Source organism: Nocardia stercoris, assembly GCF_003696265.1.
GTDB classification, from domain to species: Bacteria; Actinomycetota; Actinomycetes; order Mycobacteriales; family Mycobacteriaceae; genus Nocardia; species Nocardia stercoris.
Genome location: NZ_RFFH01000022.1, coordinates 55,331 through 71,685 on the forward strand (window position 1 = coordinate 55,331; position 16,355 = coordinate 71,685).

The 16,355-nt window shown below is 71.4% G+C and carries 11 protein-coding genes; 3 read left to right on the forward strand and 8 right to left on the reverse strand.

What is annotated here, in order from left to right; all coding sequences use genetic code 11:
- Window positions 1-57: 57 nt before the first annotated feature.
- Window positions 58-3,939 carry a non-ribosomal peptide synthetase gene (locus EBN03_RS30460; RefSeq protein ID WP_122191622.1) on the reverse strand — a complete coding sequence of 1,294 codons (3,882 nt, stop codon included), beginning with the start codon at window positions 3,937-3,939 and terminating at the stop codon, window positions 58-60.
- Between the two features lie 89 nt (window positions 3,940-4,028).
- Between EBN03_RS30460 and EBN03_RS30465 the strand changes: the two genes are divergently transcribed.
- Window positions 4,029-5,651: a (2,3-dihydroxybenzoyl)adenylate synthase gene (locus EBN03_RS30465; RefSeq protein ID WP_122191623.1), complete on the forward strand. Its 1,623-nt coding sequence runs from the start codon at window positions 4,029-4,031 to the stop codon at window positions 5,649-5,651.
- A gap of 152 nt (window positions 5,652-5,803) precedes the next feature.
- Here EBN03_RS30465 and EBN03_RS30470 read toward each other — a convergent pair whose 3' ends face one another.
- The 6 genes from EBN03_RS30470 to EBN03_RS30495 are packed head-to-tail and all read right to left on the reverse strand — an operon-like array spanning window position 5,804 to window position 13,093.
- Window positions 5,804-7,057, reverse strand: coding sequence for a glycosyltransferase (locus tag EBN03_RS30470; protein ID WP_233608749.1), 1,254 nt, complete (start codon window positions 7,055-7,057; stop codon window positions 5,804-5,806).
- The gene (locus EBN03_RS30475; RefSeq protein WP_122191625.1) at window positions 7,054-8,349 is read right to left on the reverse strand and encodes a condensation domain-containing protein; all 1,296 of its coding nucleotides are present in this window, start codon (window positions 8,347-8,349) and stop codon (window positions 7,054-7,056) included. Before EBN03_RS30475 ends, EBN03_RS30470 begins: the two co-directional genes overlap by 4 nt.
- Window positions 8,350-8,376: 27 nt before the next feature.
- Window positions 8,377-9,588: a GNAT family N-acetyltransferase gene (locus EBN03_RS30480; RefSeq protein WP_122191626.1), complete on the reverse strand. Its 1,212-nt coding sequence runs from the start codon at window positions 9,586-9,588 to the stop codon at window positions 8,377-8,379.
- Window positions 9,585-10,856: a DegT/DnrJ/EryC1/StrS aminotransferase family protein gene (locus EBN03_RS30485; RefSeq protein ID WP_122191627.1), complete on the reverse strand. Its 1,272-nt coding sequence runs from the start codon at window positions 10,854-10,856 to the stop codon at window positions 9,585-9,587. Before EBN03_RS30485 ends, EBN03_RS30480 begins: the two co-directional genes overlap by 4 nt.
- Window positions 10,857-10,862: 6 nt before the next feature.
- Window positions 10,863-11,882, reverse strand: a complete 1,020-nt coding sequence (locus EBN03_RS30490; RefSeq protein ID WP_122191628.1) for an LLM class flavin-dependent oxidoreductase — start codon at window positions 11,880-11,882, stop codon at window positions 10,863-10,865.
- The gene (locus EBN03_RS30495; RefSeq protein WP_122191629.1) at window positions 11,870-13,093 is read right to left on the reverse strand and encodes a 2-deoxy-scyllo-inosose synthase; all 1,224 of its coding nucleotides are present in this window, start codon (window positions 13,091-13,093) and stop codon (window positions 11,870-11,872) included. The genes EBN03_RS30490 and EBN03_RS30495 overlap by 13 nt, the downstream gene beginning before the upstream one ends.
- 203 nt (window positions 13,094-13,296) lie before the next feature.
- On the opposite strand from EBN03_RS30495, the gene EBN03_RS30500 reads away from it, so the two are divergent.
- Window positions 13,297-14,085 carry a helix-turn-helix transcriptional regulator gene (locus tag EBN03_RS30500; RefSeq protein WP_158675792.1) on the forward strand — a complete coding sequence of 263 codons (789 nt, stop codon included), beginning with the start codon at window positions 13,297-13,299 and terminating at the stop codon, window positions 14,083-14,085.
- On the opposite strand, the gene EBN03_RS30505 is transcribed toward EBN03_RS30500, so the two are convergent.
- The gene (locus EBN03_RS30505) at window positions 14,057-14,875 is read right to left on the reverse strand and encodes an alpha/beta fold hydrolase (RefSeq protein ID WP_122191631.1); all 819 of its coding nucleotides are present in this window, start codon (window positions 14,873-14,875) and stop codon (window positions 14,057-14,059) included. The two genes, EBN03_RS30500 and EBN03_RS30505, sit on opposite strands and share 29 nt — an antisense overlap.
- Window positions 14,876-15,108: 233 nt before the next feature.
- Between EBN03_RS30505 and EBN03_RS30510 the strand changes: the two genes are divergently transcribed.
- Window positions 15,109-16,344 carry a S53 family peptidase gene (locus EBN03_RS30510; protein WP_199743036.1) on the forward strand — a complete coding sequence of 412 codons (1,236 nt, stop codon included), beginning with the start codon at window positions 15,109-15,111 and terminating at the stop codon, window positions 16,342-16,344.
- The last annotated feature ends 11 nt before the right edge of the window (window positions 16,345-16,355 follow it).

The window sequence follows — 16,355 nt, forward strand, 5'->3', positions numbered from 1 at the left end:
GATCCGCAGACCGAAACGGGCGGCCCGCACAGCGGGCCGCCCGTCGTCGTCTCGTCGTCAGCCGGCCAGCACGTCGGCGTCCGACATCGCGGCGACCTCCAGATACAGCGCGCCGATCGCCACCAGCCGCTCCCGCGAGTCCCGCGCGGCCAGCCGCTCCGCCAGCGCGGCCACCGTGCGGGCCGCGAACAGGTCACCCACCAGGGCGTGACCGACGTCGAGCAGTTCGCGAATCCGTGCGGTCATGGTGGTCGCCTGCACGGAATCGCCACCGAGGGTGAAGAAGTCGTCCTCGACGCCGATCGGTTCCCGGCCCAGCACCTCGCCCGCCAGATGCGCCAGCGCCGCCTCGAGGTCGTCGGCGGGGGCGCGGCCCGGGCTCGACTCGGCCGCACCCGCGCCGTCGAGCAGACCGGCCACCGCCCGCCGATCCAGTTTCCCGTTGGCGGTCAACGGCATCCGGTCCAGGACGACGAGCTGCGCGGGCATCATGTACCCGGGCAACAGCTCCGCCGCGGCCGCCCAGATCTCGGGTTCGCCGGCCGTGCCGGCCACCGCGGCCACCAGCCGGGGCGTGACCCCGCCCACGACCGCCGCGATCGCGTGCCGCACGCCGGGCGCCGAGCGCAACGAGGTCTCCACCTCGCCCAATTCGATTCGGTAGCCGCGCAATTGGACCTGATGGTCGGCCCGGCCGAGGAATTCCAGGGTGCCGTCGGGCCGGTAGCGGGCCAGGTCGCCCGTCCGGTACCAGCGGATCCCGTCGTGGTCGACGAAACGTTCGGCGGTGCGCTGCGGATCGTTGCGGTAGCCGAGCGCGACATTCCGTCCGCCGACCCATAGTTCGCCGGGCACCCAGTCGGGGCAGTCGCGCCCGGCGGGACCGGCGACCCGGCAGCGCACATTGGGCAGCGGGACACCCCACGGCACGGTCACCCAGTGCGCGGGCGGCTCGGACACCTCGCACACCGTCGAGTGGATCGCGGTCTCGGTGGCGCCGCCCAGGCCCGCGAACCGGCAGCCCGGGATCTGCCGGGCGGCGCGGCGAGCCAGCTCGGCGCCCACCCAGTCGCCGCCCAGCAGCGCCGCCCGCAGCGTGCCCAGTTCCCCACGGTCCGCGTCCAGCATCATGTCCAGAACCGCTGGGACACAGGTGAGTACGGTCACGCGGTGCGTGGCGACCGCCGCCGTCCACGCGGTCGGCTCCGCGCGCTGCGCCGGGGTCAGGGTCACGACCGCGCCTCCGGCCGACAGCAAGCCGAACATGTCGTACACGGTGGGATCGAACTCCAGCGCCGACACCATGAGCGAGCGGTCGCCGGGGCCCACCTCGAAGCGATCGTTCACCGCGTCGAGGGTGTTCATCGCCGCGCGGTGGGGCACCGCCACGCCCTTCGGCTTGCCCGTCGAGCCCGAGGTGAACAGGACGTACGCCGCCGCTTCCGGGTCACCGAAGACGGGTTCCGGCAACGGATCCGGCCAGGCGCGCAGGGTGTCGAGGGCCACCGTGTGCGCGGTCGAGCCGGGCAGGTCGGTGATCGTGAGGGTGGCGTCGCCGTCGGCGAGGATCACGTCCCGGCGCGCGGCGGGCTGGTCGTAGCCGACCGGGAGGTAGGTGGCACCGGCCGCGAGCACCCCGAAGACCGCGAGCACCTGATCGGGACCCTTCGGCAGCTGGATCGCGACCGTGCCGCCGGGGCGGATCCCGGCCGCGCGCAGGCCGCCGGCGACCGTGAGCGCCGAGTGCACCAGCTCGCCGTAGCTCCACTGCCGTGCGGTGCCGTTGTCGTCGGTCCAGCACACCGCCGTGGCCGCGGGCTCGACGGCGGCGCGCTCGAACAGGCCCTGATGCAGGAGCCGGTTCGAGAACAGCATGTCGGTGGCGTTCACCGCCGCTCGGACGGTGGCCTGCGAAACCGGCAGGTGCACAGCCGATTCCGCGTCCCAGGCGGCCTCGCCGGCCGCCAGCTGGGTCACGGCGTGGGTGTACCGGGCGAACATGGCCTCGATCATCCCGGCGGGGAAGGCGTCCGCGCGCACGTCCCAGTTCAGCAGCAGGCCGCCGCGGACCTCGGTCACCTGCGCGTCGAGCAGCACCTGCGGCCCCTGCGAAATGATCCACACCGGCTCGCCGAAGGTCGTCCCGACCTCCGCGGCGAACAGCTCACCCAGGTTGAGCGCGCTGGTGTAGACGACGGGCGCGAGTACCGGTTCACCGCGCAGCCGGCCCAGATCGCGCAGCACGTCCAGCCCGGCGTACCCGCTGTGCGCGGCGCACTCGTGCAGGGTGCGCTGCAGGGCCCGGGCCCGCTCGATCACCGTCACGGTGTCGGTGACGTCCACGTCGAGCATGATCGAGGAGCTGAAGTCGCCGATCACCCGGTCGATGTCGGGGTGGACCGATTCTCGTTGGAACAGCGGCAGATTCAGCAGGAACCGGCTGCCGGCCGACCAGCCGCCGATCGTCTCCGCGAACACCGCGGCCAGCGCCACGGCGGGGGTGACGCCGTGGGCGTGGGCGGCCTCGAGCAGCCGGGCCTTGGCGGCCGGCTCGATCCAGTGGTGGTGGCGGATCGAGCGGACCGGACCGCGCTCGGCGACCGGGACCGTCGGCAGTTCCGGCGCGCCGGGCAGCCCGTCCAGCCGCTGCTGCCACCAGGCTCGATCCTGTTCCCGCACCGCGGGTTCGGCTGCCACCTCGGTGCGGTACTGCCGATAGGTATACGCGGGCGGGGTGACCGGCGTGCCCTGGTAGCGGTGGGCGAGTTCGGCGATCATGGTCCGGTAGCTCATGGCGTCGCCCGCGATCATGTCGACGTCCACGTGCAGGCGGTTGCGCCCGCCCGGCAGCCGGGTCAGGGTCACATCGAGGACCTGGCCCGCGGCGATATCGAGAATCTGATGAGTCTTGCGCTGCCGCAACGCCTCCAGCGCGGTCTCGGGATCGGGATCCGCCGTCAGGTCCACCACCGCGAAGCTCGGTCGGGCGGGCACGGGCAGGGTCTGCTGTGTGCCGTCGGGCAGGAACCGGGTGCGCAGCATCGGGTGCGCGGCGACCAGACCGGCCACCGCCTGCGCGAGCCGCTCGGAATCCAGTCCCGCGCCGTCGAATTCGACGTACAGGTGTGCGGCCACGCCGCCGAGGTCGTGGGTGCTCTCGCGGCCGATCCAGTACGCGTGCTGCATCGGTGCGAGGGGGAAGGGAGTGCCCGGTGCCGCGCTGTCGGCGGTCTCGGCCGCTGTGCGGTCGGCCGTGGCGGGATTGCCGACGTCGGCGGGCGTTTCGGTGATCGCGGCCGGGTCTGCCGGGGAGTTGGCTGCTGTGTGGGCGGCCGTGGCGGGATTGCCGCCACCCTCGGCGAACGTTTCGGTGATCGCAGTCGGGTTTGCCGGGGAGTTGGCTGCTGTGTGGGCGGGATTGCCGCCACCGAACCTCTCGGTGTTCGCAGCCTGGTCCGCCGGGGATTCGGCCGCGATGGGATTGCCCTCACTTCGGGCGAACATCGTGGCGCCGACCGCGGCGGGAGCGACGAGAGCCGGGCCGACCGCGGTCGGGTCTGCTGTGGAATCGGCTGGATTCAGGGTGTCTGGACCGCCCGGCGCATCCGCGCTGGGGTCGCCCGGGTCGGTCATGGGGTGGGTGCCTATCGGCTGCTGACTTGCCGCGGGTTCACTTGTGGTGGAGGAGGTTTCGCTTGTCGCCGCGAGCAGTTCCGCCCAGGCGGCGACTGTCGGCGCTGCCGCCAGGGTTGCGAAGTCGACGCGGTGGCCCGCCTTGCGCCACCGGCCGGCGAGTCGCATCATGCGGATCGAGTCGAGGCCGAGTTCGATCAGGTCGCGGTCGGGGGTGACGGTGGCGGGCTCGAGGTCGAGCATTTCCGCGATCGCCGCCCGGATCAGCTCGGGGCTGATCGGCGTCGTGCGTCGTTCCTCGGTCATGGCCACTCCTCGTCTGGTTCCGGCACCGGGCGTTTCCACCCGCCGCCATATTAGATAGGGTTGCCTTACCTATCTACAAGGAGGGCTGCATGGGATCGACGTCCGGCGACCACCGCACCGGCTACGTGCCGTTCCCCGCCGAGGACGCCGAGCGGTACCGCACGGCCGGCTACTGGGCCGGCCGCCCGCTCGGTGACCTGCTGCGTTCGGCCGCCGAACGGTGGGGGACCAGGCCGGCGATCGTCGGTGACCAGCCGCTCGGCTACGCCGAACTCGATCACGCCGCCGACCGGATGGCCGCCGGCCTCACCGCGCAGGGCTTCGAGCCGGGCGACCGCGTGCTGGTGCAGCTGCCGAACGGGCCCGAATTCGTGACCGTGCTGTTCGGACTGCTGCGGGCCGGTGTCATCCCGGTCCTCGCCCTCCCGGCGCATCGCAGCGCGGAGATCATCCACCTCGCCCGGCTCAGCGACGCCGCCGGCTATGTGATCGCCGATCGCGCGGCCGGTTTCGACTACCGGGTCCTGGCCGACGAACTGCTCGCAGCCGTGCCCGCGGTGCGGCGCGTCCTCGTGCACGGTGATCCCGGACCACATACCGCGCTCGCCGCCGTGCCGTGCGCGCCGGACGGGCCGCTGCCGCAACCCGATCCGGGGGATATCGCCCTCATGCTGGTGTCGGGCGGCACCACCGGGCTGCCGAAACTCATCGCCCGCACCCACGACGACTACCACTACAACGCCCGCGCGTCGGCCGAGCTGTGCGAGCTCACCGAATCCGATGTGTACCTGGTGAGTCTGCCCGCGGCACACAACTTCCCACTGGCCTGCCCCGGCATCCTGGGCACCGTCGCCAGCGGCGGCGCGCTGGCCTTCGTCGCCGACCCCAGTCCCGAGACGGCGTTCGCCGCCGTCGAACGCCACGGCGTGACCGTGACCGCGCTGGTGCCGCCGCTCGCGCAATTATGGTGTGCAGCAACGGAATGGGAGGAGGCGGACCTCGGCTCGCTGCGGCTGCTGCAGGTCGGCGGTGCGAAGCTCGCCGAACCGGTCGCCCGGGAGGTCACACCGCGGCTCGGGGCCCGCTTGCAGCAGGTGTTCGGGATGGCCGAGGGGCTGCTCAACTACACCCGCCTCGACGATCCCGACGACCTGATCCGCACGACCCAGGGCCGTCCGCTGTCCCCGGCCGACCGGGTGCGCGTCGTCGACCCCGACGGCCGCGATGTGCCGCCCGGCGCCGAGGGCGAGCTGATCACGCAGGGGCCGTACACGATTCGCGGCTACTACCGCGCCGCCGAACACAACGCCCGAGCCTTCACCCCCGACGGCTGGTACCGCAGCGGCGACCTGGTTCGCCGACTCCCGTCCGGTCACCTGGTCGTCACCGGCCGGGCGAAGGACGTGATCAACCGCGGCGGCGAGAACGTCTCCTGCGACGAACTCGAAGAGCACCTGCTGGCCCTGCCCGGTGTCCAGCACGCCGCCGTCGTCGGGCTGCCCGACGACGCACTCGGTGAAAAGGTCTGTGCCGCATTGGTTGCCGACCCGATGCCCACTCTCGCCGCGGTTCGGTCGTTCCTGACCGGCCGCGGGCTCGCCGCGTACAAACACCCGGACCAGGTGCGGCGGATCGATGTCCTGCCGGTCACCGCGGTGGGCAAGATCGACCGCCGCGCGCTGACCGCCGCCCTGGGCGCCCTCGAGGTCTGAGTTCGGTACCCGCGCACCGGACCTCGCGGCTCGATGCGGCTGCTGTCCACCGCCACCGATCCGGCGCAAGCTCTGAAGCGTCGGCCAGGGGTGGCCGCGGACAACATCGGTGCGGTCGACGGCGACCCCGGGCAGATGCAGGTGCAGGTCGGTCAAGACGCCGTAGCGGTTGCGCCCAAGTGGTTCTCGAGGGCCCGCACCGCGGTGGCGACACCGTTCTCCTCGGCGATCCTGGCGGCCACTTCCCCGGCCAGCGCCCGCATCGCCGGATCTCCGGTGGCGGCCCGGATGGCCGCGGCCAGCGAGCTCGCGGTCAGTTTCGGATACGGGATCGTGGCCGGACTGACCCCGAGGGCGCGCAGGCGCTCGGCCCAGAACGGCTGATCCGAGTACAGCGGAACACCGACGGCGGGCACGCCGGCGAGCAGGCCCGCCGCCGTGGTCCCGGCACCGCAGTGGTGGACCACGGCGGCCATGCGCGGAAACAACCAGTCGTGCGGAACATCGCCCACGGTGAGGATGTCGTCTTCGCGCACGTCCAGTTGCAGCCAGCCGGCCTGCACGATGCCCCGCACGCCCGCCTCCCGCAGCGCGGCAGCCACCAGTTCCGACATGTGCGCGCCGTGTTCGGCGGTGTTCACCAGGCTGCCGAAGCCGACGAAGACCGGCGGCGGTCCCGAGGCGAGGAAGTCGAGCAGCTCGGCCGGCGGCGTCCAGTCCCGTGGCCGCGGCGGCCACCAGTACCCGGTCACCTCGAGGCCCGGCCGCCAATCGGCCGGCCGCGGCGATACCGTCGGCGAATAACCGTGCAGCACAAGCCATTCGGCGGCTGTCCGCCGGTGCCGCAGCGTGCGCACCGGCACGTCCGGCAGGCCCAGATCACGGCGGAAACCCGACACCACCCCGCCGAGCACCCGATCGGCCAGCCACGCCCCGGCGTCGGCGGCGAACCGGTTGCCGCGCGGCCCGAACGACCGGGCGCCCATGGCCGCCGGCGGATGCGCGGCCGTCGCCGACATGGGCTGGAACCGCACCCCGACCGCCGGGATCCCCTTCGCCTCGGCCAGTGGGAAGCCCGCGAACTCGGTGAGCTGCCCGAGCAACAGCACGTCGGCCGGTTCGTCGCGCAGCGCCTCGATCAGTCCGTTCCCGGTGGCGCGCACCCCGTTCGGCGACGCGAACTGCCGCACCGCCTTCTCCCGGTCCACATTCGGGTCGGTCATGTCGATATCGAGGTTGGTCGGCATCTCTCGGAAGGTCAGGCCGCACTCGGTGATCAGATCGGCGAACACGGCGTGCCCGGCCACCGTCACCTCGTGCCCGGCGTCGCGCAGCCCGGCGGCGAGCCCGGTCAGCGGTGCGATGTCACCGCGACTCCCGATGGCCGCCATCAGAATTCGACTCACGCCTGCACCCCCGCCGCGGCGGTCTCGCCGGCGCCGGCGGTGGCGAGGATCTCGCGCCACCGGTCGACGATCTCGTGCACCCGCTCGGCACCCAGGCCGCCGTCGGGGGAGTGCACCGAATAGTGCACGCGCCGTTGGCCTTCGTTCTCACTGGCACCCAGGAACATGCTCAGGTCGAACACGGTCAGGCGCGCCTGCTCCCGCGAGTGCGCGTCCGGGATCCACACACCCACGTCGCCGAGGAAGTTGAAGTAGAACTTCGGGAAGTTGAAGGTCATGAAGTGCGGCCAGCTCTGCGGGTGGTGCCAGCACAGCAGCGTGAAATCCTCGGGATGCCGCGGATATTCGGCGATCGCCGCGCGCATGCGGGCACCGGCCGAACCGGTCGCGGGACGCACCAGCCACGGATAGTCGTCCGACAGCCAGGCGACGGTCCGGCTCAGGTCGGTGCCGGGCCGCAAGCGGCTGTAGCGGCCGTGCTTCTGGACCTGGATGGGCCGGGCCGTGCCGGTCACGTCCTCGATGGCCAAACCCAATGCGACGAGCAGGATCCGGGTGTAGGTCGCTTCCAGCGCGGCGGGCAGTTCGTCGAGCAGCAGCTCGGCGAGCGGGCCCTCGATCACGCCGTCCACGTGCACGGCCGCCGGGCTGGGCGCGCGTTCCAGCAGATTCGGTTCGCTGTCGGAGGCGGCCAGCCAATAGTCCAGCTCGCCGGCGCGTGAGGGCGCGTAGTCCTCCAGGAATTCCGCCCATTCGGCACCGGTGGTCGATTCCGGTTGCAGCGCAACGGGTTCCCCGGCCTCCCACTGCCGGGTGTAGGTGGCGACGTCGTCCCACAGCACCCACATGGCGACGCCGTCGATGGCGACGTGGTGGACGGTGAGCAGCAGGATGTTGACGTCGGTCGACCGGGTGAACAGCACCGCGGTCACGTTCCGGCCGTTCGGCGGGTCCAGGCGCAGATTGTTCGCCTCGGACTCCTGTTCCAGCAACGCCACCAGCGCACCGGGATCCATGCCCTCGATGTCGACCGCGCGCACGTCCACCCGGTCGGGATCGACCACGCCACCGGACTCCGGCTCGATCTCCAGCGTCGCGTCCATGCCGTAGCTGTAGCGGCCGCGCAGTGATTCGTGGGTGTCCATGATCGTGGTGATCATCCGCCGGGCCTCGTCGAGGTCCATGCGGACCGGGACCGGGCAGGGGATGGTGATGCCGAACAGAGCCGGATTCGGGTCCCACATCAGGAACTTCTTGGCGGCGGCGGTGAGTCGGGCGGGGCGCGCAGTCATAGGTGTCCTCGGAGCAAATCGGAAGGGTCAGAAGGGGGTGGTGTTGAACGGTCGGCGGTCGGGGGCGAAGGCCAGGTCCAGGGCGGCGACCGTGCCGGCGGAGAACTCCTCGATCCGGCCCGCGCGGTGCAGTTCGGCCGCGGTGTGCGCGCCGAAATAGACGCTGGCCAGCTCGCCCGGGCCGAGGCACAGATCGGCTGGGGTGCCCTCGGCGGCGGGACCCCACAGGGCTCGGCCACCGACGATGTCGAGGCTGAACCGGCCCCCGCTCATGCCGTACGGGTCGGCGATCTCGAGCACCCCGCGGAAGTCGGCGCGGTAGCTGCGCCGCCGCATCGCGTCGGGCAGGTTCAGGATCCACATCCACACCCCGGTGTCCACGCCGGTGACGGCCGCGGTGCGTGTGTCCTGCAGCAGCAACGGGGTCGGGTCGTCGACCGCGGTGTCCAGCACGATGTCGGTGTATTCGCCGTGGCCGAGCAGGCAGCGGAGCAGTTCACGGTGCGCGCCGACGGTGAGCGCGCAGAAGTCGCGGACCAGCACGGTCGATCCGGCCAGGTCGAACACCGCGTAGCCGTCCGGATGGGTGAGGACACAGGAGTCCTCACCGAACGTGCTGGGCCAGAAGAACTCTCCGCGATCGAGGGCGCCCGGGGTGGTGCGCTGCCAGCGTTCGAAGACCGCGCGCATGGCGGCCCGCGCGGCCCGCGGCCGGGCTTCGCGTACCGGTGTCGGATCCTGTTCGCCCGCACGCAGTTTCGCGCGGGACCGGTCGATGCGCAGGTGCCGGGTGTGCCCGGCCACCCCGACCCCGCCGTAGTTCCCGCCGGGGCCCGGCATGGCCGCGAACACGTCCGCGCCGGTCTCGAGCGCGATGTACATCAGCTCGGCCTGCAGTTTGGAGTAGAGGCCGCGCTTCTGGTGGGTCACCGACACCATGCCCTGCGCGCACGCCGCCACCCGCAACTGGGCGCCACCGGGCACGGTCACCGTGGTGCGGAGCACGGCGGCGGTGCCGACCACGAACGGCGCGTCCGGATCCGAGACGTCCTCGGCGACCGCGATATCGGTGAGCCGGAACTGCCGGCGCCAGCTGTCGAAGTCCGCGGTCCGCACCCCGCCGAAGGCGCGGGAGTAGCACTCGCGCAGCGCATCCCAGTCGTCCTCGCGGGCACGGCGCAGCCGCAGGCCGTCCACGGCCAGCCCTTCCCGTTTGGCCATCAGGTCCGAAGTGGTCATGCGCGAACGCCTTTCGTGAGCAGGGAGCCGGAGTGGACGCGCACCTTGTCCAGGGCGGTCAGGATGTCCTCGACATCGCGGGCCGGGCCCAGCAGCGCGCTGTGATGCAGGAGGAGGGTGTGCTCGCGGTAGTGGTCCGCGCCCGGGAACTCCGCGGCGTGGGTGGCGCCGGCCCAGATGCCGGCGAAGCGCGGTTTGGTCGCCGGCCGCAACAGGTCGCTGCGGTGCAGTGGCATGCGGGGCGGATAGACCCGGGTGCCGAGTTCGGCGGTCAGCGCGGCCGCCACCTGTTCCACCGTGGCCGCGCCGAACGTGCCGGGGCGGAAGGAGATTCCGTACTCGTAGACGGCGCGGCGGTCCACCTGCGCGGGCACCGGGACGGGGTACAGGCCGCCGGTGAGCCCCGCCGCCAAACGGTCCGCCTGCCGGGTCCGGCGGGCGTGCTGGTCGTCCAGGCGCGGCAGCTGGTCCAGCAGGACCGCGGCGGTGAGTTCGGACATGCAGTAGTTGGCGCCCATCACCTCCGCGCCCTCCACCAGCTCGTATTCGCCCGGTGCCGGGGGGAGAGCGGTGTAGCCGCGGCTGTCGGCGCGCAGCGACAGCATGCGCCGGTACAGGCCGGGGTCGTCGGTGACCGCCGCCCCACCCTCGCCGGCCGCCAGGGATTTGGCCGCGCCGAGGCTGAACACGCCGATCGCGCCGAACGTGCCCACCGCCCGGCCCGCCCAGCGGGTGCCGTGGGCCTGCGAACAGTCCTCGATCAGGGCGAGCCCGTGCGCCGCGGCGACCGCGGTCACCGCGTCCACGTCGGCCACCGTGCACGCCAGATGGACCGCGACGATCGCGCGGGTGCGCGGCGTGACGGCTGCGGCGATGGATTCAGCCGTGAGACAACCGGATTCGGCATCGACATCGACCAGCACGGGCAGCGCGCCCACCCGCAGCACCGCGGTCGCGGGAGCCACCCAGGTGAGGGCCGGGACGATCACCTCGTCACCCGGGCCGATGCCGAGCGCCTCCAGCGCGATCACCAGCGCCCCCGACCCGTGGTCCACGCTCACCCCGTAGCCCGCGCCGAGATAGCGCGCGAACGCCTCCCCGAACAGCCGTTCCCGGGACTTGCCGCCGCGCGGGCTGTACCAGCTGACCGACCAGCGGTCCGATCGCAGCGCGGCGACCAGCGCGGCCTCGGTGTGCTGGTCGTATTCGGGCCACCGCGGCCAGGCGGTTCCGGCCCGGACGGGTGTGCCGCCGTGGATCGCCAGCATGCGGGCCTACCGTGCGGCGATCGGCTGGTCGCGGGCGGCTTCGGGGGTGACGAGCTGGGGGAGCACCTCATCGGCGAGCAAATGCAATGTCTCCCAACCGGATTCGATCGGCAGGCCGCCGATCAGCGGGTTGACGATGATTTCGGTGCGGCCGGAAGCGATCTGGGCGAGCAGTTGGTCCGGGGTGAGGATCTCGGCGTAGCCGAGCTCGCGGATCTCCTCCGGAGTGGACACGTCGTATTCGTGCGGGCGGGGCAGGCCGGCGCGGCGCCACGAGCCGTACTCACGGGCCTCGGTGAGGATGTGCGGGCCGTACTCCTGCCAGCCGCGCTCGGGATCGGAGTGCAGCAGGGTGATCCGGCTGCCAGGCTCGGGCCGGTGCACGAAACCGAAGGTGCCCTGGCGTTCGGTCTCGCGCAGGTAGTAGTCCTCCAGCTCCGGCATGGACATGGGCGGGGAGAACGGCAGTCCGAAACGGGCGGCGCGCCGGGCCGCGGCCTCGGTCATCCCGCCCACCAGCAGCAGCGGATGCGGTGCGGACAGCGGCCGCGGCGTGACTCGCACCGGCGCGCCACGGTACTCGACTTCCTCGCCGCGCCAGGCGGCCAGCATGATCTCCAGCGCCTCGTCCATGAGCCGGCCGCGCCGGGCGAAGTCGCGGCCCAGCGCCGCGTATTCCTCCGGGCGGTAACCCATTCCGGCCACGATCGCCAACCGGCCGCCGGTCAGGTTGTCCAGGACCGCGATGTCCTCGGCCAGCCGGACCGGGTCGTAGAGCGGCACCAGCAGGGCGCTGATGCTGATCGCGACGCGACTGGTGCGCGCGGCCAGCGCCGCGGCCAGCAGTAACGGTGACGGCAGCCAGCCGGTGCCGGAGCCGTGGTGTTCCTCGCAGCTGATCGCGGCGAACCCGTGCCGGTCGGCGTACTCGGCCATCTCCAGCGCTGCCCGGTACCGCGGTCCGTGCGCGGCGGCGGGGTCGTCGATATTGGTCATGTTGAGCCGCAACGCGGTCACCACGTCCACGGGGCACCTCCTGCTTCGTTCTGACTGCCGGGTGCCCGAACCAATTGCCGGGCAGTGGAATTCGCTGAGATCACATCGAGCGCGGCGCGAATCTCGGTCAGCGCCACCGGAACCAGCGGCAGGTCACCGGTACGGGCCGGCTCGCCGAGCCCGCGCAGCAGCACGAACGGCAGACTGTCCGGATCGGGTGCGAGGTAGCCCTTCTTGTTGTCGTCGGCCACCACCCGCAGCACGTCCGCGACGCGCACCGTGCCGGGCAGGCTCGGTGGTACGCCCAAGCCGGTCACGACCTCGTAGTGGGTGCTGACCTCGTCGTCGCTCAACCAGCCGCGCGCGTGCGAGATGTGTGCCGCCACCAGCATTCCCAGGGCGATCGCGGCCCCGTGCCCGAGCCCGTCCCCGCCGCGGGCCCGGTGGTCGCACAGTTCGATGGCATGGCCGGTGGTATGCCCGTATTCGAGGACCAGGCCGGACCCGCGTTCGTAGGTGTCCTCGCGGGTGACCGCCGATTTGGCGTCGATACTCGCCTCCAGCAGCCAGCTCAACACGGCCGGATCGGACAGCTCGCCGTCGGCGATCGCCGCCCGCAGCGGCGGCAGCGCGGCCGGCCGGATCGCGAGGGCGTTCTTCGCCATTTCGCACAGGCCGGAGCGCAATTCACGAGCCGGTAGCGTGGCGAAGAAACGCACGTCGGTGAATATCGCGGTCGGCGTGTAATACATGCCCACACCGTTCTTTCCGACCGGCGTGTTGATCGCCTGCTTCAGTGACAGCACCGAATCCATGGCCGCGATCGTGGTGGTCGGTATGTGCACCAACCGCACGCCGCGGAACAGCAGGCCCGCCATGAGACCGGCGAGATTTCCGGGAACTCCGCCGCCGACGGAAACCACCACCGACCGCCGGGTCGCGCCCGCGATCACGGCCGCGTCGAGGTGATGGGAAAGGCAGGCCAGCGTTTTCATTCCCTCGCCGGCCGGATGGGTGAGCACGTGGGTGGGCAGCCGAGCCGTGAGACGGTCGAACAGTTCGCCGTGCAGGGCGCGCACGGTGTCGTCGGTGACGACGATCAGCAGGTCGGTGTCGAGTTCCGTCAGGCGGTCGACTATTTCTCCGACGCAATCCGCACCGAAGAAATACGGAAACGAACTGTCCCCGATTCGAATGGTGCGCGAATGCCATCCCGTTCGCTTCGGCCACGTCGAATTCACTCAGCAAATATCGAATGCGAAACGCCGGTTGGCAACCGGGCGGACACCCCAACGACTGGCTCGGCCGGCGGGCGGTACCCCTGCCAGGATGTCCGTTTCCCGGTGGTACCACTGGGAGGGGCGCTCGCCCCGGTGGGTCCGGTTCGCGCGCACGGGTCGGCGGTCCTGCCTATCCTGGCCGGAACGGACAGAAGGGACATTCGTTGGCAGGGGACCGAATCGACACCAGCGCCGAAGCGCCGGTGCTGCGCGCACCGACCCTGGCCGACTATGTCCGGGACCGCCGCTCGCGCGCGGTCCCCGGTTACCCGGCCGGGATGACGCGCAAGGAGCTGGCGGCCGCCACCCATGCCAGCCTCGGCTACATCGCCAAGATCGAGCAGGGGGAGGCGCTCAATCCCGGTGCGGCCATTCTCGATTCGCTGGCCACGGTGCTGGATCTGGACGCCGCGAACCGAGTGCACCTCTACCACCTGGCCCAGCAGCGCCCCTCGGCGGCGGAACCGGCGCCCTTGCGCGCCGCGGACCCCGCGATCCGGACCATGCTCGACGCGCTGCTGCCGCACCTGGCGGCCGCGCTCGACCACGGCTGGCGGGTGATCGAGCACAACGCCGCCTTCGACGCGGCGCTACCCGGCCTCACCCGGTCCCGGCATGTGCTGCGCTGGATGTTCACCGATCCGTGGGCGCGGATCGTGGTGGAGGAGTGGGAGCGGGAGGCGCGGTTGATGACCGGCCGGTTCCGCGCCTACGCCGCGTCCGCACCGGACCGCGCCGACGTCGAGGAGGTGCTGCGGGATCTCAGCGGGCAGCCCGACTTCCGGCGCATGTGGTCGGCTGGGCACGTGTGCATCGGCCGGACCGACCCGACCTTCACGCTCCGGAATCCGCGTACCGGAACGACTTTCGAGGCCCGGGTGCAGCGTTACCGCAGCACCGCGCCCGGTCCCGCGCACCAGGTGTTCATCGGGCTGACCCAGCTGTCGCCGTAGCGGCCGGCAGCTCGGCCAGGAAGGCGCACAGCAACTCGTTCACCTCGTGCGGATGCGTCAGATTCGGTGTCACCGACGCCCCGGTGATGTTGTGCACGACGGTCGGCAGACCCAGGCCCGCCGCCAGCGCGGCGGAGTCCGCCGCGCCGGCCGCGTAGTCGCCCGCGCCACGGACAACCAGTGTGGGGCAACGGATCTCGCCGAGTAGTTCCAGCACCGAGTCGCGGTTGAGCAGGCAATCGGCGGCACCCCGGACCCGCGATCGGTCCCCGGCCAGCCATTTGTGCCGCCACGGATCCTGATCCTGCGCGGTGCCGCCGATCATGAGCGAGGCGATCATCTTCGAGGTGGTCGTTTCGTGGACGCTGTCGATCCACGCGTCGATCGCCTCCCGGAACCCCCGGCGCCGCTTCGGATCCATCGCCGTGGCCGACGACCCGATCGTGATCAGCCCGTCCACCCGCGATTGCGCCAGCAACGCCATCCGCTGCGCGGTGAACCCGCCGTGCCCCACCCCGCCCACGACCACCCGCTCGAGCCCGAGCGCGTCCACCACCGCCCACGCATCCCGCGCCAGATCCCAGAAACTGAACGGAGTCCCGTCGTCGCGGCTGTCCCCGTGCCCACGCGAGTCGATCGTGATCACCCGGTACCGCGGCGCGAGCGCGGCGACCTGCGCGGCGAACATCCCACGATCCAGAAACAGACTGTGCCCCAACACGATCGCCCGGCCCTCGCCACCGCTGTCGTCGAACGAAATCTCTACGCCCCCGCGTCTGACAACCGACATTTCACGACTATAGGGCAGTGATCACCGTTGGGAACGGGCGTTGGAACGCTGCTCGACCGTGAAATACGAGGTCGAGTGCCGGGGGCTGGTCGGTCGGCGCGACGATTCTGCGTGCCGGGACGTGGCTGTCGGGCCGCCGGCTGTTGACGCAAGTCGGTGTCGCAGAAGCGCCGATCGTCTATCGTGTGCCGGGCTGCCCGATTCGGGTGGCGGTTGTGCGGTAGGAGATTTTCGTGCGTTGGAATTGGCCGGTGGCGGTCGCGGTCGGTGCGGCTGTGGTGGTGTCGGTGGCGCCATCGGCGGGGGCGGATCCCAAGCCCGGGCACGGATGGAACAAGAACGTCTGTGGTGATGCCGCGGAGCCCGGGAAGGCGCACTGCCACGCGCGGGTGGTGACGGACGCGGCCGGCAATGTCGCGGTGTACTCGACACCGCCCGGCTTCACGCCCGCGGATCTGCGCAGCGCGTACAACGTCACCGGGAACGGTTCGTCGGCCACGACGATCGCGATCGTCGACGCGATGGGGTACGCGAACGCGGAAAGTGATCTGGCCGTGTACCGTTCGCAGTTCGGCCTGCCGCCGTGCACGTCGGCGAACGGGTGCTTCCAGAAGGTCGGCCAGAACGGTTCGACCACCGGCCTGCCCGCGGAGGACACCGGCTGGGCGCAGGAATCCGCGCTCGACCTCGACATGGCCAGTGCCATCTGCCCGAACTGCCGGATCGTGTTGCTGGAGGCCGCGTCCGGGAACCTGGGCGACCTGGCGACCGCGGCGAACACGGCGGTGACCAAGTTCGGCGCCAAGGTCGTCAGCAACAGTTACGGGGGCTCGGAGAACGGCGCGGCCGGGCTGGAATGGGCATACAACCATCCCGGTGTCGCGGTGGTGGCGAGTTCGGGGGACAAGGGACCCGGCGGTTTCGACGGCTCCGGTGGCGGCCTGTCGTTCCCGGCGTCGTCCGCGCACGTGGTCGCCATCGGTGGCACCTCGCTGACCCGGGACGGTTCGGCGCGCGGCTGGTCGGAGACCGCGTGGTCGGACGCCGGCAGCGGATGCAGCGTGGTGTTCGGTAAGCCGGTGTGGCAGAAGGACTCCGGCTGCGGTCATCGCATGTCCGCGGACGTCTCGGCGGTCGCGGACCCGAATACCGGTGTGGCGGTGTACGGTCCGACCGGCTCGGGCAGCGGCTGGCTGCAGGTGGGCGGCACGAGTGTGTCGGCGCCGTTGATCGGCGGTATGTACGCGCTCGCCGGGGGTGGCGCGGACGGCGCCTCGACGTTGTACACGGGCACAATGGCATTCAACGACGTCAGCGCGGGCAGCACGGGGACCTGCACCCCGGCCTACATCTGCACCGCGGGCGCGGGCTACGACGGCCCGACCGGTCTGGGTACACCGAACGGGAGTTTCCCGGCGCCGGTGGTGTCGGCGGGCGGTTCGACCGGCAGTTCGGGGAGCGCCGGCTAGGTGTGTCTCGT

What these genes read in the sequence shown, in the direction of transcription:
- EBN03_RS30460 (WP_122191622.1), bottom strand. Translation starts at nt 3,939, where the DNA reads ATGACCGAGGAACGACGCACGACGCCGATCAGCCCCGAGCTGATCCGG.
- EBN03_RS30465 (WP_122191623.1), top strand. Translation starts at nt 4,029, where the DNA reads ATGGGATCGACGTCCGGCGACCACCGCACCGGCTACGTGCCGTTCCCC.
- EBN03_RS30475 (WP_122191625.1), bottom strand. Translation starts at nt 8,349, where the DNA reads ATGACTGCGCGCCCCGCCCGACTCACCGCCGCCGCCAAGAAGTTCCTG.
- EBN03_RS30480 (WP_122191626.1), bottom strand. Translation starts at nt 9,588, where the DNA reads ATGACCACTTCGGACCTGATGGCCAAACGGGAAGGGCTGGCCGTGGAC.
- EBN03_RS30485 (WP_122191627.1), bottom strand. Translation starts at nt 10,856, where the DNA reads ATGCTGGCGATCCACGGCGGCACACCCGTCCGGGCCGGAACCGCCTGG.
- EBN03_RS30505 (WP_122191631.1), bottom strand. Translation starts at nt 14,875, where the DNA reads ATGTCGGTTGTCAGACGCGGGGGCGTAGAGATTTCGTTCGACGACAGC.